The 24,129-nt window shown below is 39.2% G+C and carries 22 protein-coding genes; 9 read left to right on the forward strand and 13 right to left on the reverse strand.

Translation table 11 applies throughout. The annotated features are described in order from the left end of the window. Nucleotides 1–5 precede the first annotated feature (5 nt). Both HX021_RS20335 and HX021_RS20340 read right to left on the reverse strand, forming a co-directional pair. On the reverse strand, nt 6–1,007 hold the full coding sequence (locus HX021_RS20335) for a YihY/virulence factor BrkB family protein (protein ID WP_286592434.1): 1,002 nt from the start codon (nt 1,005–1,007) through the stop codon (nt 6–8). Nucleotides 1,008–1,042: 35 nt separating this feature from the next. Continuing rightward, nucleotides 1,043–2,809, reverse strand: coding sequence for an AMP-dependent synthetase/ligase (locus HX021_RS20340; RefSeq protein WP_286592435.1), 1,767 nt, complete (start codon nt 2,807–2,809; stop codon nt 1,043–1,045). A 168-nt stretch (nt 2,810–2,977) separates the two neighbouring features. Here HX021_RS20340 and HX021_RS20345 point away from each other — a divergent pair, with 168 nt between their 5' ends. Next, the gene (locus HX021_RS20345; protein ID WP_286592436.1) at nt 2,978–3,478 is read left to right on the forward strand and encodes a hypothetical protein; all 501 of its coding nucleotides are present in this window, start codon (nt 2,978–2,980) and stop codon (nt 3,476–3,478) included. A gap of 58 nt (nt 3,479–3,536) precedes the next feature. On the opposite strand, the gene HX021_RS20350 is transcribed toward HX021_RS20345, so the two are convergent. Further along, nucleotides 3,537–5,279, reverse strand: coding sequence for a M61 family metallopeptidase (locus tag HX021_RS20350; protein ID WP_286592437.1), 1,743 nt, complete (start codon nt 5,277–5,279; stop codon nt 3,537–3,539). Nucleotides 5,280–5,532: 253 nt separating this feature from the next. On the opposite strand from HX021_RS20350, the gene HX021_RS20355 reads away from it, so the two are divergent. Together HX021_RS20355 and HX021_RS20360 are read left to right on the forward strand one after the other, a co-directional pair. Further along, nucleotides 5,533–6,399 (forward strand): N-acetylglucosamine kinase, encoded by an 867-nt coding sequence (locus tag HX021_RS20355; RefSeq protein ID WP_286592438.1) that lies wholly within the window; start codon nt 5,533–5,535, stop codon nt 6,397–6,399. An 11-nt stretch (nt 6,400–6,410) separates the two neighbouring features. Beyond that, nucleotides 6,411–6,935, forward strand: coding sequence for a glutathione peroxidase (locus HX021_RS20360; protein ID WP_286592440.1), 525 nt, complete (start codon nt 6,411–6,413; stop codon nt 6,933–6,935). Between the two features lie 35 nt (nt 6,936–6,970). Here HX021_RS20360 and HX021_RS20365 read toward each other — a convergent pair whose 3' ends face one another. Both HX021_RS20365 and HX021_RS20370 read right to left on the reverse strand, forming a co-directional pair. After that, the gene (locus HX021_RS20365) at nt 6,971–8,101 is read right to left on the reverse strand and encodes a serine hydrolase domain-containing protein (RefSeq protein ID WP_286592441.1); all 1,131 of its coding nucleotides are present in this window, start codon (nt 8,099–8,101) and stop codon (nt 6,971–6,973) included. Between the two features lie 38 nt (nt 8,102–8,139). After that, on the reverse strand, nt 8,140–9,018 hold the full coding sequence (locus tag HX021_RS20370) for a LysR family transcriptional regulator (RefSeq protein ID WP_286592442.1): 879 nt from the start codon (nt 9,016–9,018) through the stop codon (nt 8,140–8,142). Nucleotides 9,019–9,107: 89 nt separating this feature from the next. On the opposite strand from HX021_RS20370, the gene HX021_RS20375 reads away from it, so the two are divergent. Beyond that, nucleotides 9,108–9,821 carry a class I SAM-dependent methyltransferase gene (locus tag HX021_RS20375; protein ID WP_286592443.1) on the forward strand — a complete coding sequence of 238 codons (714 nt, stop codon included), beginning with the start codon at nt 9,108–9,110 and terminating at the stop codon, nt 9,819–9,821. A 294-nt stretch (nt 9,822–10,115) separates the two neighbouring features. On the opposite strand, the gene HX021_RS20380 is transcribed toward HX021_RS20375, so the two are convergent. Genes HX021_RS20380 through HX021_RS20390 form a run of 3 tightly spaced genes read right to left on the reverse strand, consistent with a single transcriptional unit; the run spans nt 10,116 to nt 12,602 of the window. Continuing rightward, nucleotides 10,116–10,574, reverse strand: coding sequence for an NUDIX domain-containing protein (locus HX021_RS20380; protein WP_286592445.1), 459 nt, complete (start codon nt 10,572–10,574; stop codon nt 10,116–10,118). A gap of 38 nt (nt 10,575–10,612) precedes the next feature. Then, a complete protein-coding gene (locus tag HX021_RS20385) occupies nt 10,613–11,359 on the reverse strand; it encodes a hypothetical protein (RefSeq protein WP_286592447.1) in 747 nt (248 codons plus the stop codon). Nucleotides 11,360–11,411: 52 nt separating this feature from the next. Further along, nucleotides 11,412–12,602: a DEAD/DEAH box helicase gene (locus HX021_RS20390; protein WP_286592448.1), complete on the reverse strand. Its 1,191-nt coding sequence runs from the start codon at nt 12,600–12,602 to the stop codon at nt 11,412–11,414. 201 nt (nt 12,603–12,803) lie between these two features. Between HX021_RS20390 and HX021_RS20395 the strand changes: the two genes are divergently transcribed. Then, a complete protein-coding gene (locus tag HX021_RS20395; protein ID WP_286592449.1) occupies nt 12,804–15,218 on the forward strand; it encodes an alpha-ketoacid dehydrogenase subunit alpha/beta in 2,415 nt (804 codons plus the stop codon). Between the two features lie 42 nt (nt 15,219–15,260). Here the strand turns inward: HX021_RS20395 and HX021_RS20400 are convergent, their stop codons facing one another. The 5 genes from HX021_RS20400 to HX021_RS20420 all read right to left on the reverse strand — a co-directional run bounded on the left by HX021_RS20400 (nt 15,261) and on the right by HX021_RS20420 (nt 20,651). Further along, the gene (locus HX021_RS20400) at nt 15,261–16,115 is read right to left on the reverse strand and encodes an ROK family protein (protein WP_286592450.1); all 855 of its coding nucleotides are present in this window, start codon (nt 16,113–16,115) and stop codon (nt 15,261–15,263) included. Beyond that, nucleotides 16,102–17,208 (reverse strand): chorismate synthase, encoded by a 1,107-nt coding sequence (gene aroC, locus HX021_RS20405; protein WP_286592451.1) that lies wholly within the window; start codon nt 17,206–17,208, stop codon nt 16,102–16,104. The genes HX021_RS20400 and aroC overlap by 14 nt, the downstream gene beginning before the upstream one ends. 212 nt (nt 17,209–17,420) lie before the next feature. Continuing rightward, complete coding sequence (aroA, locus tag HX021_RS20410; protein ID WP_286592452.1) at nt 17,421–18,671, reverse strand: 3-phosphoshikimate 1-carboxyvinyltransferase; 1,251 nt, start codon at nt 18,669–18,671, stop codon at nt 17,421–17,423. Then, a complete protein-coding gene (locus HX021_RS20415) occupies nt 18,671–19,783 on the reverse strand; it encodes a chorismate mutase (RefSeq protein ID WP_286592453.1) in 1,113 nt (370 codons plus the stop codon). The genes aroA and HX021_RS20415 overlap by 1 nt, the downstream gene beginning before the upstream one ends. Before the next feature lie 43 nt (nt 19,784–19,826). Then, nucleotides 19,827–20,651, reverse strand: a complete 825-nt coding sequence (locus HX021_RS20420) for a prephenate dehydratase (RefSeq protein ID WP_286592454.1) — start codon at nt 20,649–20,651, stop codon at nt 19,827–19,829. Nucleotides 20,652–21,220: 569 nt separating this feature from the next. Here HX021_RS20420 and HX021_RS20425 point away from each other — a divergent pair. From HX021_RS20425 to HX021_RS20440, 4 genes are read left to right on the forward strand one after another with little or no spacing between them, the layout of a single operon-like run. Continuing rightward, nucleotides 21,221–21,697, forward strand: a complete 477-nt coding sequence (locus HX021_RS20425; protein ID WP_286592455.1) for a thermonuclease family protein — start codon at nt 21,221–21,223, stop codon at nt 21,695–21,697. Between the two features lie 21 nt (nt 21,698–21,718). After that, nucleotides 21,719–22,588 (forward strand): EamA family transporter, encoded by an 870-nt coding sequence (locus HX021_RS20430; protein WP_286592456.1) that lies wholly within the window; start codon nt 21,719–21,721, stop codon nt 22,586–22,588. Continuing rightward, nucleotides 22,585–23,202: an IMPACT family protein gene (locus tag HX021_RS20435; RefSeq protein ID WP_286592457.1), complete on the forward strand. Its 618-nt coding sequence runs from the start codon at nt 22,585–22,587 to the stop codon at nt 23,200–23,202. Before HX021_RS20430 ends, HX021_RS20435 begins: the two co-directional genes overlap by 4 nt. Then, a complete protein-coding gene (locus HX021_RS20440) occupies nt 23,199–24,053 on the forward strand; it encodes a nucleoside phosphorylase (protein WP_286592458.1) in 855 nt (284 codons plus the stop codon). The genes HX021_RS20435 and HX021_RS20440 overlap by 4 nt, the downstream gene beginning before the upstream one ends. Nucleotides 24,054–24,129 lie beyond the last annotated feature (76 nt).

The raw sequence follows: 24,129 nt of genomic DNA on the forward strand, positions 1-24,129 counted from the left end.
TGTGACTACTTTAAGACTTGAATCGTATCCCCGACATGGGCTTCTGCTTCACTGCCCATTTTTTTGACTTTTTCTGTTTGTTCTATGGCTACAGCAAATGCGGAGGGGACAATACCTGCGCCAAATTTAATGGCATAGAATTTTGTAAATTCTGCACCAAAGTAAAGGATGGCAGCTGAATAATAGATCCATAACAGCATAACAATGATGGAGCCTGCTGCACCATAAAAACTTGCCGTAGAGGACAGATTGAGATACAGGGAAATCCCATATCTTCCTAACATAAAAAGTAGGCCAGTAAAGACTGCGCCGCCGAGCATGTCACGAAATTTTACCTTAGCATCAGGAAGAAAGGAGAAAATAAATCCAAATAGAATGACGATGACTGAAAATGTAATCCCAGTATTTACCCATGCGATCAATGCAATTGGAATAATTGGAAAGTAAGTCATAACCAGGTTTGTTACGGCAACGATGATCCCATTGATCATTAATGAGGCGATCAATAGGAATCCTAAGGCAATGATGATGGAAAAAGAAATTAATCTGTTAATGACTAATTTTAACCATCCTTTTTTTGGCTTGGGCTTAACTTTCCAGATATTGTTTATGGAATCTTGAATATCGACAAATAATGTTGTTGAAGAGATGACCAAAGTAACAACTCCGATTGTAATACCTAAATTAGATCTGTTTTCGAAGGTGATTTTCTGAAGATAGGACTGTATCTGGTTGGTTACGTCCTGACCGAACAGGACCATCACTTCTTCGAGGACCTCATCCTGAGCCGAGGATCCCTTTTGAAGATGTTCGCCATAAAAAAAACCAATGCACCAGATAACGATCATAAGCAATGGGCCGATCGAAAAGATCGTATAATAAGCCAAAGATGCACTTTTCTTCATGCATTTATCGTCATTAAACCCATTGAAAGCATCGATCATTACATGCCAGATATTTTTCCAGTAGCTGAGAGTAAATAAATCTTTTAGTCTAACTTGCTTCATAATAAAATCATCAGTCCCAATAATCGTGCAAACTGTTATTCTTGCTGCTGTTCTTGATACAGTTTGTCGATTGCAGTTTCATGCTCTTTTAAAATAACTTTTCGTTTCAAACTCAATTTTGGCGTAAGTTGCCCTTCATCAATCGTCCATTCTTTTGGTAGCAGAATGAATTTTTTGACGATCTCCCAATGGCCAAAGTTACTAGATAGCCTGCTTATTTCCTCCTGATATTTATGAATGACTTCAGGATTTTTGACGATTTCTTCGTTTGAATTAACAGCGATTCCTTTTTGTTTGGCCCATTTTGAAAGCACATCAAACGCAGGAACTATTAATGCACTTGGAAATTTTCGGTTTTCACCTACCACCATTACTTGACCGATAAATGTCGATTCCATCAATTTATTCTCGATAGATTGTGGGGCGATATATTTTCCTCCAGCGGTCTTGAACATCTCTTTTTTCCGGTCCGTAATTTTTAGAAAACCGTCAGAAGTGATTTCACCGATATCCCCAGTTTTAAAAAAGCCATTTTCATCAAAAGCTTCCTTGGTGGCTTCCTCATTTTTATAATAGCCGGTCGATATACTTGGCCCCTTAACCAGAATTTCTCCATCAGAAGCTATTTTTACTTCCAGGTTTTTAAGAGGTTTTCCAACTGTCCCAAACTTTAATCCATGTGGCAAATAGGAATTTACAGCGATTACAGGAGAGGTTTCTGTGAGGCCATAACCTTCTAGTACCTTAAGATCAGCTGCCCAAAATATGCGTGCCAGCCGTTCTTGAAGCGCAGCCCCACCGGATACGATAATCTTAATATTCCCACCCAAGGCCTCCTGCCATTTCGTAAAGATTAGTTTACGGGCGATGCTTAATTTAAGATTATAGAATATCCCATTTTTTTCGGGCTCCTGGAATTTTAATCCTAATTCAACGGCCCAAAAGAAGATTTTTCTCTTGATGCCAGTCAACGCTTTGCCTTTTTCAATGATTTTGTCATAGACTTTTTCCAATACCCGGGGCACGGTGGTAAATACGTCAGGTTTGACATCATTGATATCTGCGACCACATTATCCAGTGTTTCGGAAAAGTAGATCTGCATACCTTTGGAATAATACATATAAACGACCATACGTTCGAAGATATGACATAAAGGAAGAAAGCTGAGCGCTGTTTTAAAATCTTCTCGTATTAAGTGATTACAGGGAGTCACATTGCTGTAAACATTCTTATGCGATAGATATACTCCTTTTGGACGACCAGTAGTACCTGATGTATAAATTAAAGTCAATAGATCATCTTCTGACACGAGGTCCCTATAGGAAGAAAGGTCTGTGGAGTCGTCCTTTGCACTCGCAATTAACTCACTTAAGTGCGTGTGGTTTTCGATTTGATCAAAAGTATATACCTGTGGTTGTATGCCGTGCTCTTTGATCGCAAGCTCTACCCGGTCAGTCAGTTCCTGGTTGCTTACAAACAGTACATTGACCTCAGAATCATTAATAATGAATGAGAGATCCGGAGCAGATAGGGTTGGATACAGCGGGACAGTAGCAAGGCCGATCTGGTTGCAGGCAAAATCGACCAAATTCCATTCTGGCCTATTGCCAGCCATGATACCAATGCGGTCTCCCTTCTTGAGATTTAGCTTTATCAGTGCTCTACTCAGGGTATCAATGGCCCCAATATATTCCTGTGTGGAATAGGTTTTCCAGTTCCCATTGGCATCTCTACCAGCCACCATGACGTCCTTTGCGTATTTTTCTTTATATAAGGTTATAAAGTCAAAAATTCTGCCCATATCACTTGAGTTTATTTGGTTACTACTGCTTATTTAAATATAAAAAAAATATCAGAAATAAAATTGGCGATAACGGTATTAATGTCATAACAAATTAAACATTGTGTCGTTATAGCTGTAATTATTACTTTTGATAAGTATAAAGGAGAAAATAAAGCGTATTATTTTATGAGAAAAATATTTTTGGCTGTCGGTGGAATGCTGATGTTTGGGATGTTATCCAATAAAGCTGTGGCTCAGTTGGATAATAGAGGTGCTATAGGTGGACGATTTGGTTCTGCACAAGGGGTGACCTATCGTCATACACTGAATACGAATCATGCCTTGGAAGGGATTATGAGTATCCAGAGTAATTCAGATTACCGTCGATTTCGTGTCGTTGGATTATACGAAATTTATAAACCGCTGACCTCCGGTCTCAACTGGTACTACGGTTTTGGTGGGAGTATCGGCTCCTATAAGGAGAAAGATAAGATTATCGATGGTCAACGCCACTCATTTGACTCTAATCTAAACTTAAGTATTGATGGTATTGTCGGAATAGAGTATAATATTCCTCGGACTCCTTTTCAGATATCATTGGATGTCAAACCTTATTTTGACTTTCTGAATGAATCGAGTATTAAACTGTTTGATCCTATTGGTTTTTCAGTAAGATATAAGTTTTAAAACAAACAGCCAGGCAGCCCTATATGCTGCCTGGCTGTTTGTTTTTACTGGATCAACTTTAAGCCATCCAGATCTTGCCCAGCAGCTCTTGTAAGAATGTTTGGTCTTTGAGCTGACGGATTTCAAAGTTCTTTCGGGTGTTGGTTCTGATCTGGACGGGTATTTCTCGAATTAATCCATCTCGAGAAATTAAGAAGTTAAGGATGTCACCTTCATGGGCATGCTGCGTGATGAAGTCAATTTCCTTATCTTTTATATCCAGTCGTATGTTATTAATGGCAATAAGCTCATCCCTCACGTTTAATCCTGCATCATAAGCACCAGATCCTTTTTCGACGGTAACAACTGTAATTAATCCATCTGTTTTGGCTGTGGTAATTCCCAGGGATAAGGGACTGCTCGTGCTGGTATCGATGATTTCATAACCTACCAGATTAAAATAATCATTATAATCTAGCTCGCCATCGTCATGAGCTGCTTTGAATATATCATCAAGGGAGGTTCCAGCGATACGTTCAGCAAGACTTTGAAATTCATTTTCTTCAAACCCACGGTCAAGTTTAAGAAAAAACTCCTCATACGCAGCCCGAATGACATCATCCAATTTTATTTTTCCGTCTGTTGCTGCTATGATCTTGATATCGAGCAATGCTGTAAGCATGGCTCCCTTATTATAATATGAAATGGAAGAATTGATCGCATTTTCATCAGGTCTATAATACTTGATCCAGGTATCAAAACTGGAAGCTGCTGCCGATTGTATGGCATGGCCTGGACGGTTCAGTACAATATTGAAATCATTAGCCAAAAGCGCGAGGTATTCCTTCTCATCATAAAAGCCACAGCGCTTAATGATCAAATTGTCATAATACGATGTAAATCCTTCCATGATCCATAACCCTGTCGTATAATTCTCAGCATCATAATCAAAAGGACCTAAAGCTTTTGGGCGGAGCCGTTTTACATTCCAGAGATGAAAATATTCATGGGCGACAAGACTCAGGTAGTTTTTATAGCTGCTTTCGTTTAAATAACCATTTCTTGATGCTCCCAATACAGTAGAGTTAAGGTGTTCAAGTCCACCGCCTCCAGATTGATAATTGTGAGTAATAATGACATAACGTTTATTTGGATTTGATCCCCATATTCGGGTTTCCTCTTCTACGATACGTGTTATGTCTTTGGTTAGACGCTCTTTGTCATAGGAACCACCGCCAACCATCGCACATTCATGTTCCACACCTGCAGCTTGGAATGTCCAACAATCTTGGTTTCCAACTTCAATAGGACTATCGTATAAGATGTCAAAATTAGGCGCATAGAATATGCACTGTTCAATTTGTTCAAGTCCGGTAGATATGTTTTTCCAGGTTTCTTTCGGAACTATTTTTATGGTGGACGAATTGCTTAAATAACCATCTATATACAGAAAAGTCGCCGTTGGAACGATGAAAGCATGGTCGCTGTCAAAGAAATTAGTACGAACCGAAACTTCAAAGCCATATACGGCATAAAAAACTTCTATTTGATTCAATGAGTCAGTGACAACACGCCAGGTGTTTTTTGAGGTCTTATTGCACACTAGGGAGTTACCGTCTGCATCGAGCGGATTAAACCGCTCCACATTTTTTGCATACTCACGTATTAGATAAGAACCCGGGGACCAGACAGGCATTTTGAGGTCAATATAAGGTTGGTTAAGATTTTTAATGCTCATTTTTATGGCAACATAATGAGCCTGTACTTCTGGGAACGATACCTCAAAGGTTATTTCTGGTATATTTAAATAGTCACTGTCCATGAATGATGATTTTAGTAGCTTACAAAATTAAAGTATCCTATGCTTAATCCAATAAAAAAGCAGTCTATTTTTTATAATTAGGAAAACTCAATTTAATGTTAAATCAACAGGATACAATGATAAAGCCATGGCCAGCGATGTCACATCAGAAAATCCAAGGTACATATTTTCTTTAAGAATTGACGTTTCAGATTGGAGCTAATTTTCGTATATTTGATACACTAGTTTATAGGGGAAAATAATCAGAATATGTATGATCTTAGTTGTTGATAGCGGTTCGTCAAAATCAGACTGGAAATTAGAATTGCCAGATAGTGCACCGATTTCGTTCAGTACCAATGGACTAAACCCATTTTTTGTTAATGAAAAAGAAATCACGAGGGTTATTAAAGAAATACCGGAAATAATTCCCTATGCTGATGAGGTCACTGAGCTTTATTTCTTTGGTGCCGGTTGTATTACACCTGATCGACGTGAAATGGTGTCAAATGCACTGACTCCCTTATTTGAAAATGCTTACATTTCTGTAGAAAATGATCTTTTTGGCAGTGCCCTGGCGACATGTGGAAATAAAAAAGGATATGTTGCGACCTTGGGTACAGGCTCTGACCTGAGTTTTTTTGATGGAGAGGAGCTTATGCCTTCGCATAATGGTAATGGTTATGTATTAGGTGACGAGGGATCTGGGGCTTATTTTGGCAAAATTCTGGTCAAACTTTTCCTATATGGTCGGATGCCAAAAGATCTGAACGAGAAATTCGCTGCTAAATATAGAATCAATAAGGAAATCGTTATTAAAAATGTATATCAAAAAGAGCGGCCGAATGCTTTTTTAGCATCTTTTGCTCCTTTTATGTCTGATAATATTACACATCCTTTTATTATCGACCTGGTGAAAAGTGGATTCGAAGAGTTTGTCCAGGCATCAATTTTGACCTACCCTGATTATAACCAATATGAGTGCCACTTTGTAGGATCTATTGCATATAGCTTTGACCTATTGCTGCGGGAAGTGTGTGAGACCCATCAGATTAAGGTTGGCACGATTTTGAAATCTCCTATTAACGAACTGTTTGATGCTGTTTTGGAGCGTGAGAGTAATTCATTATTAAGTCTTTAATATAGTTAGATATGATTGTTGCAACTATTATGGTGTATATGTCAATGTTATTTGGCAACCCAGAAATTTATAATTTTACCTTCAAGACGCTTGAAGGACAAGAGGTAAAAATGTCCGATTTCAAAGGGAAAAAAATACTGATTGTAAATACTGCCTCAAAATGTGGATTTACAAAACAGTACAAAGACCTTGAGGAGCTGCACAAAACCTTTGGGGATAAATTGGTGATTATTGGTTTTCCAGCGAATAATTTTGGACAACAGGAACCAGGATCAAATGCCCAAATTCAGGAATTCTGTGAGCAGAACTATGGCGTAGACTTCTTAATGGCAGAAAAAGTAGATGTGAAAGGTGAGCAGATTTCGCCATTGTTTAAATATTTGATCACACAAAATAACCCAGATTTTACTGGAGATATCAAATGGAACTTTGAGAAATTCCTGATTGATGAAAATGGTCAATTGGTACACCGGTTCCGCTCGGCAGTCAATCCATTAGATCCAGCTATCGTGAATTGGGTACAGAACAAAAAATAAAAAAGAGCTGCAGGATCCTGCAGCTCTTTTTTATTTTACTTGATAAAGGTGTCATATAAGGCACGGATACAATCCCTGAGAAGTGGGTTGAATTCTTCGCTGTCAGGAAGATTGCAGCCATTGGTGATAACGACAAAACCAAACTTTCTTTCTGGATTGAAAAACATGGCGCTATATAGTCCATAAGCCGAACCTGTATGCCCTGTAAGGCTAACTTCAGGAATTACTTCATGGTTATTCATAATCGCCAAACCATAGCCAGATTCCTTGTTAACAGCAGACTGCATGGTTTTTGCATATTCCCTCCCCATAATTCTTTCTCCTTGGCTATAACCGTAATTCATCTGCATAAGCATGTATTTTGCCAGATCTATAGCGGATATTTTCATACCACCAGTGGGAGAGAGTACCGGTGTACTGCGGCCTAATTGATACTTATTGATTTCTTCCCGACGAGGATGATACGCATTGGGTTCGATATGGAAAACGCCCTGTTCATCAAAAGTATATAAAGGAATAAATCTTGTGTGATCCAGTGAGTCAATGCAATATCCACCGTATAGATTAAGAGGCTTGAGGATATGGTTGGAGATGTACGTATCGAAACGTGTACCTGTTAGGTTCTCCAAAACTGCCCCTGCCATATTAAAATTGAGGTTACAGTATTGATATCGACTGCCAGGTTCATAGTGGTTGTATGAATTTTTCCAATTCGGATTTTTAGCAGGATTAATGACATCCAGGTCGAAGTATCCATTACTGTCATTAATACTCGAGGTATGCGAAAGTACCATTCTTAGCGTAATTTTTTTATCAGGATAATATGGATTTCTGATGGGAAAACCAATTAAACTGCCGAAGTCATCATCCAATGCACAGTCGCCTTTTTCAATAAGCTGCATAAACGAAGTGGCTGTAAAAGATTTCGAGATTGAGGCGATTCGAAAAATATCATTTTCCTGAAAAACTGTTTTGTCTTCCAGATTTTTATAACCGTAATTTTTATGAAAGTCGACCTTATTGTTCTTAACCACCACCACATTAAGCCCTATCGCTTTATATTGCTTCATGATTGCAGTTATCTTTTGATCTATCTGGGATTCCTGCCCAAATGATAGTAGAGATAGTAGAGGGATCTGTAATAGGAAAAGAATGATTTTTTTCATGTCGACATGGAACGATAAGGTTTATAATCCAGTGTTTATCAAGTGTTAAATTTAAGGTATTCTTTTTGAATGCACTCAATAAATTCACCAAGAGCACTATTTTTGCTTTTTATGTTGGAAACTAAAATAACCTCAGTTTTACTATCCATATCATTAAGTGTCATGGTTTTCAACTTTAGATGGGGATACTGTTTGATTGTGGAGGCAGGGACGACAGCAAATCCGAGACCCTGAGAAACAAGTTCGAGGATCGAGGACATTGAGTTGCTTTGATGCACAATTTTTGGCTCAAATCCCATACGATTACAGGTATTGATGACTAGCCTGTGGTACTCGGAAGCATATTTTTGATTGAAAGAAATAAAGTTTTCATTAAAGAAGTTGACTCCTTCAAAATTAACCTTTGCAGATCCAACAATCACCAAAGGATCCGCAAATAAAGGGGTTACAAGTAATTCGTTGGAATAAATGGGGGCACGCATAATCCCCAGGTCTAATTTCCCATTTTCCAAAGCCATTTTTTGCTTCTGTGTTGAGGTTTCGAATAAGCTGACTCTAAGATATGGAAATTGCTGTTGAATCTGTTTCAATACCGTTGCCAGCATCTGTTTTGGTGTTGAACTGATATAACCTAGTTTAAATTCGCCTGAGATATTATTATGGATCTGTTTGGTAATCGTCTTACTATGTTCAATATTCTGTAAGATTTCGACCACCTCTTCTAAGAAATACTTGCCTGCCTCAGTGAGTTCTACCCGTTTATTTGTTCTAAAAAAGAGAATGACACCAAGTTCGTCTTCAAGGTCCTTAATTTGTCTGCTTAGGGGTGGCTGAGATATGAATAAACGTTCTGCCGCCCTTCCAAAATGAAGTTCTTCGGCAACTGTTTTGAAATAAATAAGATGTCGGATTTCCATCGATACTTTTTTGGTATGAATTAATGACAAAATAGATATTTTTAATGAATTTTAGTTAGTGTTACCTTTAAATTATTAAAAATTAAGCTATGAATAAAGCGACACTACAAGAGATTGAAGTAAGATTCGACAAAGATGTCGAACGTTTTTCTAATTTAGAAACAGGGCAGGCTACAACCATGGATGCAGTCTGGAATATGGAACTTATCACTGATGCGATCGTTAGACTGTATCCAGATCTTGAAAACGTGTTGGATATCGGTTGTGGAGCTGGAAATTATGATGTGAAATTACTCCAAAAAACACAAGCGAATCCAAACGTAACCTTGGTAGATTTAAGTCAGCCAATGTTGGATAGGGCGAAGGAGCGTGTGGGAGTCATGACTCAGGGTGAAATCCAGATAATTAAACGTGATTTTCGCGATGCTGTATTAGACGAAGACAAGTTTGATGTCATAATAGCAACATCGGTACTGCATCATTTAAGAGATGACCAGGACTGGGAAAATGCTTTTCTGAAGCTCTTTAATTTACTTAAAAAAGGAGGAAGCTTGTGGATCTTTGATTTAATTGAACAAAATAACACACACCTTCAGGAATTAATTTATAGGGAAAAATATGGTGAATATTTAACTCATTTAAAGGATGAGGCATATCGCGATCATGTTTTTGCCTATGTCGCACATGAGGATACACCAAGATCGCTCGTTTACCAGCTCAATTTATTGTCTAAAGTAGGATTTAAAGAAGTGGATGTCTTGCATAAAAACCTCTGTTTTGCGTCTTATGTGGCGTTTAAATGATGAGTATTCAAAACTATAATACATAAATAAGGCGATACGGGGAGTATCGCCATAAAATCACACTAACTATTAAAAAACCTATAGGACTAGGAATTTACAAATTCAATAAACCAACTTCTGTTTGATATTATTTTTCCCTTCGTTGATCTCGCCGATAAACGAGATATCAAATAAATAATAAAATGTAATTATTAAGGTCAATACTTCAAAAAAATGTAGTATTTCCATTGGTTTACGTAAAGATATATGTTTATTTTTTAAATACAAATAAAATTGACGAAAATTAAAAAATTATTAGCATTTGATTGTCTTTAAAAATTCTATCCATGCAATCTGGTCCGTTTTAAATGTTAATTCATGTACAGAAAGTTCAGCTAAGGGTACCCATCTAAAGGACTGGAGCTTGTTATCGTCAGGCTGTTGATCCGGATCAAAGTTAAAAGCCTTTGTTGTGGTTCTGATCTGTATCGCAGATGTGTTTTCAACCTGGTAGTAAATTGATATGATCTGACTGTCGTTGAAACTGGATTTTTCGTAAAAATCAGTGGTATAGATATGTTTTACAATAGCAATGTCAAATGCACATTCCTCTTGATACTCTCTGGTCAAAGCCTCCAGTAACCCTTCTCCGTATTCCAGCCCCCCGCCTGGAAATTTGGTGAATGATACATTTTCCGTCCTTTCATCACTGATCAGCACTTCTTGTTTTTCATTGATCAGTATTCCGTATACTCTTACGTTAAATGGAAACATTATCTGGTTATGTTTTATATTATATTCAATTTTTTCTACTATAGTGGCATAAAGCCGTTCTCAACTGCAAATTCATCCAATCCTATATATGAATAATGTCTTGGTAAAAACCAGCCAATGGCTTCCATGATTGTGGTAAATTCCTTCTCTGTCCTGAATTGATTCGCAACAATATTAAAAGCCAGATCTTGCGAAACCTGATTTTCATCCTTATAATTACGTGCAATAAGCATGATTTTGGCATTTTTCACACCGTAATAATCCAAAAATTCACGCAGTTGTGTACGAGCATGAGAGGGGAGGATGGTTTCTGATGGTTGTCCGACCAAAATTTCCTCATCTCTGCCAATTACCGTCTGTTCATTTTTCTGTGAGAAAATGCTATCGTCGGTATAGAACTCCCCGTTCAAGAAATAATTGACTAAATCGCCATAGGTAAATATCCAATCAGGATTTTCATTTTGTGTATTAATTGCAATACCAAAACCTTTGGGTAGAATAAAATCTTTGACCCTGTTTTTAATGACAAAAGCTTGGAAGTTTTGATCCTTTGGTATGCTTCCCAATTGAAAATAAGGAAATCCATCCGGACCGATAACGACTTCCGTTTCGGCCAATTTTAAGGTACATTCTGCGATATTCTGTAAAAAAGTGTCACGCCATAATTCATCCCGCTCCTCAAAAGGAACCTCCAGGAGATTATTAACGATGATGGTCTTTTCGAGATCCCCTAATCGATTGTCGTTCGCATTGTTACTATCATCAAATAAATGTATTGTATTCATCTTGGATTGTGATTTTGATAATTGCAGGTAAAAGTAAAAGAATAATTATAATTTAACGACGTTTTCTTGATTTTGCTTGCCCTTTTCGGCGAGTGTTTTGGCTATTGGACAGCATTTTTTCCCAGCTCAATAAGAATGGGTGTTGATCATCGATGTTTACTTGTTTCTTTAACGATAATTGGAGTTTGATCCATTTTTGATTATCCTCAGCGTCACAGAGCGTAAATGCATGCCCATTGGCAGCCGAGCGTCCGGTTCTCCCGATGCGGTGTGTGTATATTTCCGGTGAGTCAGGTACTTCGTAATTTATGATAGCTTCCAGATTTGGAAAGTCTATTCCCCTGGCCAATAGGTCCGTTGAAATCAGGATGTTATCCTCTTTATTTCTGAATTTTCGGATGATTTCTTCCCGTTGCTGCTGCGACTTTTCACCATATAAGGCCAGCGCCGAAATTCCATTCCGGCTGAGATCAGCAGCAATCCGTTCTACAGCATGTATGGTACGGGTAAAAATGATCACTTGTGATTTGATCTTGGTTTCAAGGAGATATCGGATGAGATCTTTCTTATCATTTTTATCAACGTAAAGGACGTACTCTTCAATTTTACCCTTTTTAAAGTCTTCCCTTATTGAAATCTCAACGGGATCCTTTAATCTTTTCTGGGCAATTTTTTCCATTTCAGCAGTTTTGGTCGCTGACATAAAGATCGACTGTCTTTCAGTTGGAAGAGCTTGCAGGATTTTGTTGATCTCCATGGCGAATCCAAGATTTAACAACTGATCAAATTCGTCGATTACTAAAGTATTTAGGTGTTTTAAATCAATGAAGCCCTGTTCCATAAAATCCAAAAGCCTGCCTGGAGTGGCTAGGATCATATGAGCATTCGCATATTCATCGAGCTGGCTTTCATAAGTTCCACCTCCATAAAAGCAGGCAAGATGGAGATCAGTTCCTGTTAAGAGATTGGCAATCCTATTTTTTGTTTGTATGCAAAGTTCACGTGTTGGAAGGAGGATGAGCACTGAAACCTGTGTTTTAGTCTCGTTTTCTAATAATCGCTGTACTATAGGAATAGCGACGGCCTCGGTTTTACCGGTCCCAGTGGGGGCAATGACCAAACAATCTTTTGCATCGAAAATAGTCGGTATGGCCATTTCTTGAACTGCCGTTAGAACGGAAAGCTGTTGCTTTTCAAGATTGGAAATAAGGAGCTTGTGGAGTTGTAGTGCTGAAAAGTTCAAAATATATCAGATTGTTGATAAACAGTATAATTATCAAAATAATTAAAAATCTGCAAAAATTAGGAATTTTTCTCAAAAAGTACTAATTTGAGAAATTAGAATATTCTATTTCAAATCTGAACTATTGATTGTCAATTTATTTGATAAACACCAATTATATAGAATAATATTTTTGTTAAATTTGTTGAAACAAAAAAGAATATGTTTGATACTGCATTTGACCAAAACAATGAATCTATTTCCGCTTTGAGCTTTGATGAGTTCAAAAAGATTATTGTGAATGATTATCGAACTGCCTTGGAAAGTCGTTACGTGAGTTTATTGGGACGTAAAGAAGTGCTTACTGGTAAGGCGAAGTTTGGTATTTTTGGCGATGGAAAAGAATTGGCACAAATTGCGATGGCTAAGGTTTTCAGAAATGGAGACTGGCGGTCGGGATATTACCGTGACCAAACATTTATATTTGCTTCAGGCATCAGTGATGTCTATCATTTTTTCTCACAGTTATATGCGCACCCGGATGTCGAAGCTGATCCTTCTTCAGCGGGCCGGCAGATGAACTGTCACTTTTCAACACGCGTTGTGGACGATCAAGGCAATTGGCTGGACCAGATGGTGCAGAAAAATTCCTTTTCGGATATATCTACCACAGGTGGTCAGATGGCCAGGGTACTGGGATTGGGGCTAGCATCCAAATTGTATAAGCAGAATAGAAATTTAGATTACTTGTCTTATTTCTCAAATAAAGGAAATGAAGTTGTATTCTGCTCAATCGGTAATGCTGCAACTTCAGAAGGTGTATTTTTTGAAGTGATCAATGCTGTTGGCGTTCATCAGATTCCGGCAGTTATTTCCGTGTGGGATGATGGTTATGGAATTTCAGTTCCAAATGAAATTCAGACCACGAAAGGTGATATCTCTGAGGTATTGAGAGGGTTCCAGAAGGAAGAGCTGACCAATGGGATTGAAATTTTTAAAGTAAGGGGCTGGGATTATGCAGGGCTCTGTGAAACTTATGAACAGGCCACAATGATAGCACGTGAGAAGCATATTCCATGTTTGGTGCACGTGACCGAATTGACACAACCTCAGGGACATTCTTCCTCCGGGTCGCATGAACGTTATAAATCGCAAGAGAGGTTACAATGGGAGAATGACTTCGACTGTATGTCGAAAATGAAAGAATGGATGTTAAGCTCGGGTATTGCGACTGAGGAGGAGCTGGATCAGTTAGATACCCAGGCCAAAGAATACGTCCGTCAAGAGCAAAAAAGAGCTTGGACAGATTATATAAAAACCTTAAATCAGGAAGCTAAAGAAGCCATCGGCTTATTACAGCAGATTCCTAATGAAAGAGCTGATTTTGCATCCAAAAAACTACAATCCATGGTCGAACCCTCCTTAAAGGAAGTGTATGGACAGGTTCGCAAAGTCTTGCATGAACTAAAAGGAAAAGATACAGAAGGTAGGCTTGAACTATTGAATTGGTATAAAAAACAGCAGGAAATTAATGCAAAGCGTTATAATGCTAAGCTTTTTACAGATGGAGTAGACTCCCCGTTTAATGTGCCCAGCGTCTCGGTTACTTATGGAGAAGAAGCTAAAATTGTTGATGGCCGTGAAGTTCTGAATCTTTGCTTTGAAGAAAACTTTAGAAGGGATGAAAGATTACTGGCATTCGGCGAAGATGTAGGTAAGATAGGCGATGTGAATCAGGGGTTTGCTGGGCTGCAGGATAAGCTTGGTGCTCACCGTATATTTGATACAGGAATCCGTGAAAATTCAATTATCGGAAAAGGGATTGGTCTGGCGATCCGCGGACTTAGACCAATTGCTGAGATTCAATATTTAGATTATCTGATCTATGGGATTACAGTAGCCAGTGATGATCTTGCGAGTTTGAGTTACCGAACTTTTGCTGGGCAAAAAGCTCCGGTCATTATCCGTACACGGGGACATCGGCTGGAAGGTATATGGCATTCGGGATCCCCTATGTCCGTTATCTTAGGAGCCCTGCGAGGGTTGCATGTTTGTGTACCACGTAATATGACACAGGCAGCAGGCATGTATAATACACTTTTTCGTTCAGATGAACCTGCTATTGTTATTGAATGCCTCAATGGATATCGCTTGAAAGAGCGCTTACCTGAAAATGTAGGTGAATTTACAGTGCCAATTGGATATGCGGAATGTGTGAAAGCAGGGCAGGATATTACGGTGGTTTCCTATGGATCGACTTTACGCATCGTAGAAGAGGCGGCAGTAGAACTTGAACGGCTTGGAATATTGATCGAGATTATTGATGCACAGACTTTACAGCCATTTGATAAAGGTCAATTATGTGCCGAGTCCCTGAAAAAAACAAATAAATTACTGGTTGTCGATGAGGATGTCCCCGGCGGGGCTTCAGCATTTATATTGCAAGAAATACTTGAAAAGCAAAACGGCTATTATTTGCTTGATAGCCAGCCGCGTACTTTGACAGCTAAAGCACATAGACCTCCCTACGGGTCAGATGGGGACTATTTTTCAAAACCATCTTCAGATGATGTCGTCGAAGCGGTTTATGCAATTATGCACGAGGCTAATCCAGAAAAATATCCATCTATGTTTTAACATAGATGGATATTTTTCATTCTTTTTTATGCCGTATTCCCGTTAACTGAATATACTTGCAGCACCAATCATAGCAGCCTTTTCACCAAGAATGGCTGTATGGATCTTGAATTTGTTAAATTCCTCCCGATCAGCGATGAAAATAGGAAGTGCCTTAGCAATATTGCCCCCCATAATAAAGATATTGGTTTGATACTTGGCCGCGAAAAATTCCATAAAATCAAATAAATGGGTGGCATACTCGTCCTTGATGGTTTTAAAATCTGTGGTCTCTCTATAATTATCCAAGATCTGCTTGAGACCCGTTACATCTTTTCCAGTAATTTCCTTAAATCTTTTCACGAACCATCTTGTAACAAGGTATTCTTCAAATATACTATCTTGATAAGGTGTGTTCCATAAGTCTGCATCAAATGCTTTTTCACCCTGATTCCAAACGGAGGAGCCTAGTCCAGTCCCAAGAGTGATCCCCAATATTCTAGCATTGGATTGTAGGTTTTGCACAAATATTTCCCCTTGCAAGAAAGCAGCCGCATCATTAATAAAATGTATGGCTGTGGGCTCCAAACCTAATTCTGCCGACAAAAGACTTTTGACATCTTTGTTGTAAAGATTATCGTATTTGCTCTGTCCCAACATTTTGGAAACACCATTTTCATAATCAAATGGACCAGGCATTGCTATACCAACGAACTGAATGGCCGTAGGAGCAGAGCCTACAATATCCTGAATGGTAGATGCCCAGGTGTGTAAAATCGTTTTAGCATCTCCTTGAGAAAAAACGTGGTTTCTAACCACGTTCTCCAAATGTATATTCCATTGTTTGGTGTCAATGATACAGGCGGAAATATGTGTGCCACCAATATCAACGCCGACGACATAATTATCTTGCAGCATGTTTGTAACTTTGATGTTTAAGTAGATGATCCGCAATGACAAGTGCCGCCATAGCCTCCACAATAATAACTGCTCTAGAAACAACACATGGGTCATGTCTTCCCTTTCCACTTGCAATAGCAGGGTTACCATGGATATCCACTGTTTCTTGATCTCTCATGATGGTGGCAACAGGTTTAAATGCTACTTTAAAAGTAATATCCATTCCATTTGATATACCACCCTGAATTCCTCCAGAGAAATTGGTATGTGTATGCACTTGATTTAAATCATGGTCATCTGCTACAAATATATCATTATGTTCGGAACCTCGCAACTCCGATCCTGCAAAACCTGATCCATATTCAAATCCGTGTACGGCATTGATGCTCATCATCGCTTTGGCGAGGTCAGCATGGAGTTTGTCAAACACCGGCTCACCCAGCCCAATTGGGACATGTCTTATCACCGCAGAAATACGTCCACCTACAGTATCACCTGCTTTGCGGACAGAATCAATAAATTCGACCATTTCATTGGCTGTCGCCGGGTCGGCACAGCGGGCAATATTTGACTCCCGTAAATCAAGCAATGTTTTGAGGTCTTTTGTATCTACGTTGGGCGCCTCTATTGTACCAACTCCTGAAACATGGGCAAAGATTTCTATACCAAATTGCTGTAAAAAGCTTTTTGCCACGGCGCCTGCCGCAACACGGGCCGCTGTTTCGCGAGCCGAAGAACGACCACCACCGCGATAGTCACGGATGCCGTATTTCATCTGATAAGTGAAGTCCGCATGTGAAGGCCTAAAGATATCTTTAATATGGGTATAGTCTTTAGAACGCTGATCTTCATTTGGTATAACAATAGCAATTGGCGTGCCTGTCGATTTTCCCTCGAATACGCCGGACAGGATCTGTGCCGTGTCGCTTTCTTTTCTTTGGGTGGTAATCTTAGACTGTCCTGGTTTTCGTTTGTCGAGCTCAGACTGTATAAATTCTTCGTCTATCGTTATATTTGAAGGGCAACCATCAATAATAACACCAATGGCTTTACCATGTGATTCGCCAAAAGTGCTGATTCTGAATAAATCGCCAAATGAATTTCCTGCCATAAAAATTAAATTTCAATAAACTTAGATAAATTTGCTTTCATATGCAATGATAGCATCACTGTAAAACACAAATTATCTGTACGGATTATTTAAATGCATTCCTGATTGTTTTACAAAGACTGTCTCCTCAAGGCATTAGCCTATCTTTCTATGGCGGAGATAGCAGTGAAAACCGGGATGATACCTGTTCTATCTGTCCCGGTTCTCTTATGTTAGTCAATCACAAAAGCTTGTGCTTGTAGATGTTTCCAAAAATCTGGATATGATTTTTCGACAACCTGTGGTTCGGCAATCTTAATGTGATCAAAGACAAGTGCCAATGGTGCAAAAGCCATGGCCATGCGATGATCCTCATAGGTGTCAAATGTAATGTCCTTAGGTTGAAATACCTGGCTTGTTTGTAGATGATACGTTTCCCCATCCTCAATTAAAACGGCGCCAAATTTAGCGATCTCTGCCTGCAATGCAGCTATACGGTCCGTTTCTTTGATCTTTAACGTTTCAAGCCCCGTAAAGGAAACATCACGGCGTAAAGCTGCAGCAACCACAACAACAGTTTGTGCAAGGTCAGGGCATTCCTTAAAATCAAATCGTGTTTTGTCCGAATTGACTGGTATTTTGCTCAGGTGTAAACCATCATGCTCAAAACTGGATTGTACACCAAAATATTTCATAATTTCGACGATCGCTATATCCCCCTGTAAACTTTCCTCTCTTAGCCCGGGTAAAACAATCGATGAATTAGCCTCAGCAAGTGCAACGATAGCATACCAATACGAGGCTGCACTCCAGTCGGGCTCCACGAATATTGTCTGCTTTTCAAAAGCCTGGGGTTCAATCTTGATCGCATTATCTGTCCATACATACTGGATACCCACGCTTTTGAGCATATCCAACGTCATGGAAACGTATGGTTTCGATGTCAACTCACCATCAATTTCTAGCGTGAGTCCTTTTTTTAATGCAGGGGCAATGAGTAATAAAGCTGATATGTACTGACTACTGATATTCCCCTTTATCCGAACATGGTCTTTCCCTTGAAATAATCCTCCTTCAATTTTTAGTGGAGGATAACCCACTTTTTTCTGATAGTGGATCTCGGCGCCAATTTCTTTCATTGCATCCACCAGAATTCCTATGGGGCGTTGTTGCATACGTTCCGTACCTGTAAGAATAAAGTTCCCCTTAACCAGGTTTAAGTAAGCTGTGAGAAAGCGCATGGCAGTACCTGCTGGGCCAATATCTATGGTATTATATCCAGCGTGGGGATTTGCAGCAACCTGTAGCACACGGTTTAGCGTGACCGTATCAGCTGCTTCCGAAAGGTTCGCAATAGCAACCTGCCCTTTGCTTAAGGATTGGATGATAAGTGCACGGTTGCTCTCAGATTTTGATCCTGTGAGTTGAACCGTGCCTTTAACCTTTTTTGAGGGATGCGTCAGCCTGATGACTTGTTGATTCATTATGCTTCAGCTGTTGGTTGTTCCTGTTGATTCATAACCGCATTTTGCTTACGGATAGATTCGTTGTGGATCAATTCTAAAAATTTGGTTGCAAACTCATTACCCAATGATAATGCTTCAGCAAGTTTTGTGCGCTTTTGAACAATCTCATCCCAACGGTTTACCTGTAAAATGGTAACATTGTTGTCCCGTTTGTATTCACCGATCTTTTCTGCGATTTTCATGCGTTCACCTATTTTTTGAATGATCAAATCATCCAATTTATCAATATTGCTGCGTAATTCTGCCAATTTATCCTCAAATGAAGGGTTATCAGAAGCTGCTTTACGCAAAGTTAGATGATCGATCAAGTCTGCCAAAGCAGCAGGAGTAACTTGTTGTTTTGCATCAGTCCAAGCAACAGAAGGATCGATGTGTGATTCCACGATTAAACCCTGCATATCCATATCCATTGCTTTTTGCGCAATGTAAGGTAATAATTCACGGTTTCCACAGATATGGCTTGGGTCATTGATGATCGGCAAATTAGGACAAGCTGTTTTCAGTTGAATCGCTAAATCCCACATCGGTTCATTACGGAAAGCTGTTTTTTCGTAAGATGAGAATCCTCTATGGATAGCACCTAATTTTTTGATACCAGCGCGATTGATACGTTCCAATGCACCGATCCACAGCGATAAATCTGGGTTAACCGGGTTTTTTACAAAAACTGGAACGTCCACACCCTGTAAAGCATCTGCGATTTCCTGTACAGTGAAGGGGTTAGCAGTTGAACGTGCACCTACCCAAAGTACATCCACACCAGCAGCTAAAGCTTCTTCCACATGTTTTGCTGTAGCTACTTCTGTAGCGATCAATAAGCCCGTTTCTGCTTTAGCTCTTTTCAACCACTCTAAACCGATGGAACCGATACCTTCGAATTCCCCTGGGCGTGTACGTGGCTTCCAAATGCCGGCACGTAAAACATTAACCTTGCCAGTGTTGGCCAATAAATGTGCTGTTGATACCAGTTGCTCTTCTGTTTCAGCACTACAAGGACCAGCAATAATTAAAGGTTTGTCTCCTGTATCCAACCAAGATTTCAACGGAGCGATGTCTAATGTATTTTTCATGTTAAGTTTGATTATCTTTTTATTTTGTATGCGTAATTATTGTTTACAGCTTTTCATTTTTAATGTACTCACCCATAATATTGAAATTGATGCTATGTTTGAGTACTTTTCGGATAGCTGCCTCATAGTCAGATTGTTTTTTCCATTCTACATCGACGAAAAAATCGTATTCGTTACGTTTACCAATAACAGGCATGGATTGAATTTTACTGAGATTGATGTTTTGCTCCGCAAAGCATTGTAAGATTGTTGCTAAAGATCCTACTGTGTTCCCCGTCTGGAATGACAACGATGCTTTATTCGCATTTTTGTGCTCCACCACCTCATTCGAAAGTACCAAGAAACGGGTAGCATTCTTTTTATTGGTCTCAATTCTCTTCTCCAGGATCTCAAGACCGTAAATTTCAGCAGCTAAGGCTCCTGCGATAGCGGCAGTATCGGTCAATTTCCGCTCAGCGATCATCTTGGCCGTTGCTGCTGTGTCAGACCCCTCGGTAATGCGTACACCTTCCAAGTCAGCAAGAAATTCTTCACATTGACGAATGGCTATCGGATGCGATTCGATATGCTTGATATCTTTTAATTTAACACCAGGCAGGACCAGTAAATTCTGCTGGATATTCAGATATACCTCCCCTATAATGTGGAATTTATAATCTCGCAATAGATTATAGTTGGGGAGTAGACTGCCTGCAATCGAATTTTCGATCGCCATGACAATGTAATCAACTTTTCCTTGCTTGAGCAATTCACAAGTTTTTTTGAATGAATCGCATTCCACAATTTCAACTTCTCGTCCAAAATATTTGAATGCTGCTTCTTCGTGAAATGAAGCTTTTGCTCCTTGTATCGCAATTTTTAAACTCATTTTTTGTATCGCTGTTTTGCTTTAAACAAGAAAGAGTCCCGGTCATTAAACCGGGACTCTTTCTTGTTATATCTTTTATGATGTATACACAATCTAATCCCGGCTCTTATCTTTAAAATAAAAGAAGTTAAAATAGAAATATGTATATGTTTTATTCATCCTTGTGTTGTTTGACATTTCAAATGTACGAATGTTTTTTAAATAACAAAGAAAAAATAATTTTTTTCATAAAATAATCCATGAATTCCACTTTGTTTTTCGTTGTTTTTTAAGGGTAAATTTTGTTGTTTTTAATGGGGTAAATTGATCTGTTTTTTATTGCTTTTATTTTACTTAAATAGGTGTTTTAAGGGTTTTTGTCGTGTTTTATCTGTTTTTTTATTGATTTTTTATCTGTTTTATGTCTTTTATTAAGTGTGTTTTTTATAGGAAAAATGTGGTGTAAAACAGGTGGTATATTTAATGTTTTTATGCTTTAAATAATGTGATTTTTTAACGGATTTTTAAGCTGTTTTCTGCGTAAGTTGTTAAAAAAGGATTTTATTACCTTTGCGCAAAATATGTATTTTATGCTAAAGCGAATTAATTTTTATGTGAGTGCCTTATTGGTTTGTGTCGTTTTGTCTAGTTTTACTTTCCGGGGAGAGGAGAAACAAGCCAGGGTACAGCGGGTGATTGATGGTGATACCTTTGTGATAGAAAATGGAACTTCAAAAGGCGAGAAAGTAAGATTGATTGGAGTTGACGCGCCTGAAACGAGAAGAACAGCGCGGAAAGAAGTAGGGTATTATGGCCAGGAGGCAAAAGAATATTTAAGAACTATGTTGAACGGTAAACAGGTGAAGTTAGTATTCGATGTAGGAAAAAGAGACCGTTATGGAAGACTACTTGCTTATGTGTATCTTGGAAACAAATTTGTAAATGCAGAGCTGGTTAAGCAGGGATATGCTGTATCTTATACATTGGCACCCAATGTGCAATATGCTGATTTGTTTTTGAAATTAGAACGTCAGGCCCGGCAAGCTAAACGTGGGCTTTGGAATTAAATTAAAATTGATATCTGACTAATGATTTTTGTCTTATTAAGTGTTATCTGTAGTGTCACCGTGGCAGTATTACTGAAATTGGCAAAGCAAAATGATGTTGAAGCAAAGCAAATTATCGTCTGGAACTATCCCGTTGCCGTTGCTTTGACATATTTTATGCTGCAGCCGGAGCTCAATGATATTGACTGGGGGGCTTTACCCTTCTTGCTTTACGGTGTTTTAGCCCTATTATTGCCCAGTATGTTTATATTTATAGCCCTGTCAATTCGTTACAGTGGTCTTGTAAAGACAGAAGTTGCACAAAGGCTGTCTTTGTTTATTCCCTTGCTAGCTGCCTTTTTTCTCTTCCACGAAAAATGGCAGGCAAATAAAATGCTCGGGATAGGAGTAGGGGTGCTGGCTATCATATGTTCCATTGGCTGGCAAAAATCCAGGAAGGCTGCAAAGGATTCCGGTGCCCGTACAATGGCCCTTTATCCGCTTGTCGTCTTTATCGGGATGGGGGTGATTGATATTCTATTTAAACAGGTAGCCTTACATGTAACTGTACCTTATGTCAGCTCGATGTTTATTATATTTGTTATGGCTATGCTGGCTGCTTTGCTATTCATGTTCTATTTTATCATTGTTGAAAAGCAAGTTTTCTCCATAAAGGCAATAGGTTATGGGGCTGTTTTGGGAGCTTTTAATTTCTGTAATATCTTATTTTATATGAAAGCACACCGTGCGCTGCCAGAAAATCCATCTATTGTCTTCACTGGAATGAATATAGGGGTTATTTCATTGGGGGCACTGGTTGGCGTGCTATTTTTCAGGGAAAGATTATCAAGGTTAAATTATCTTGGGATAGTACTTTCCATTGTTTCAGTTTTAATTATTGCATATCTGTGAGCTTATTCGAGGATACATATCGCACCATCGATACAAATTATGAGGGAATTTTCAGGGATAAGGGGAGCAAATTCATTGCTTATGCCTTTCCTTTTAAATCCGAGGAGAAATTAAAAGATCTTGTACAAGAAGTAAAGGCGCTTCATCCCAAGGCCAGACATCATTGTTGGGCCTATCGTCTTACTCCCGACCGCAATGTCTTTCGATTAAATGATGACGGGGAACCATCCGGCACGGCGGGCCGACCTATTTTAAATGTATTGCTTTCAGCAGATCTCACAAATGTGATTGTCGTTGTCGTTCGTTATTTCGGGGGCACATTGTTGGGCGTTCCTGGATTGATCAATGCATATAAATCGGCGGCACAGGACGCGCTAAGCCATGCGGAAATCAAAGAATGTACCGTCAATGATGTTTATGGGCTGCGGTTTGATTATCTGGATATGAATGACGTCATGCGGATTATTAAGGAAGAAGGACTGGAGATCGAAAAACAGGAATTTGACAATAGCTGCTACTTAGAATTTGAAGTGCGCAAGATGCAGGTCAATCAGGTGGTCGACCGGTTCTCAAAAATAGATCGCTGTCTATTGAATTATATAAGAACGATATGATAAACAATTCAGAACTGATTTTAAACCCAGATGGTAGTATTTATCATCTGAATTTGTTGCCCGAAGATGTAGCCGATACAATCATTACAGTCGGCGATCCGGATCGTGTGGCAAAAGTATCAAAGTATTTTGATCGTATTGAACTTAAAAAAGGGAAAAGAGAATTTATTACTCATACCGGATACATAGGTGCCCGACGATTAACGGTAATTTCAACAGGTATTGGAACGGACAATATCGATATCGTTATCAATGAGCTTGATGCCCTGGTCAATATTGACTTTCAGCACAGGACTGTAAAAAGCGAATTAACTACATTGGATATCATCCGGATCGGGACTTCTGGTGCCGTACAGGCAGATGTTGAAATGGGAACGATACTCGCATCAGCTTATGCTGTAGGTTTTGATGCACTGATGCAGTATTATCAAAAAAAGTACGATGATACTGAACGTGGAATTCAGGATGCTATCATCCGTGACTTTCCCCAGCTGAATTTAAAGCCCTATGTTGCCCGAGCAAGCGATGACCTCCTGGCACGTATTGCCTTCGATCTTCCCACGGGAATGACACTGACGGCGCCAGGGTTCTATGCTCCTCAAGGACGTTGTCTCAGGTCACATAATACCATTCCTGATCTAATGGCCTGGATAAACTCATTTAGGTGCCATGATCTTCGTTTTACCAACCTGGAAATGGAAACCGCCGGTATTTATGCCTTGGCGAGCATGTTTGGGCATCAGGCCATCTCGATCAATGCAATCCTGGCCAGTAGGGTAGTCGGGGAATTTTCGGCTAATCCTGAATCTGTGGTCGAAAAGGCGATACAGTTAGTATTGGCACGTATCTAACTGGATCGACATGGCTACACATGTGGGAGCAGTATTGCTGATGAGTGACCGTTTAGGAAGTTGTGCCCTTATGGAG

The organism is Sphingobacterium sp. N143, from assembly GCF_030325625.1.
In the GTDB taxonomy this organism is placed as follows: domain Bacteria; phylum Bacteroidota; class Bacteroidia; order Sphingobacteriales; family Sphingobacteriaceae; genus Sphingobacterium.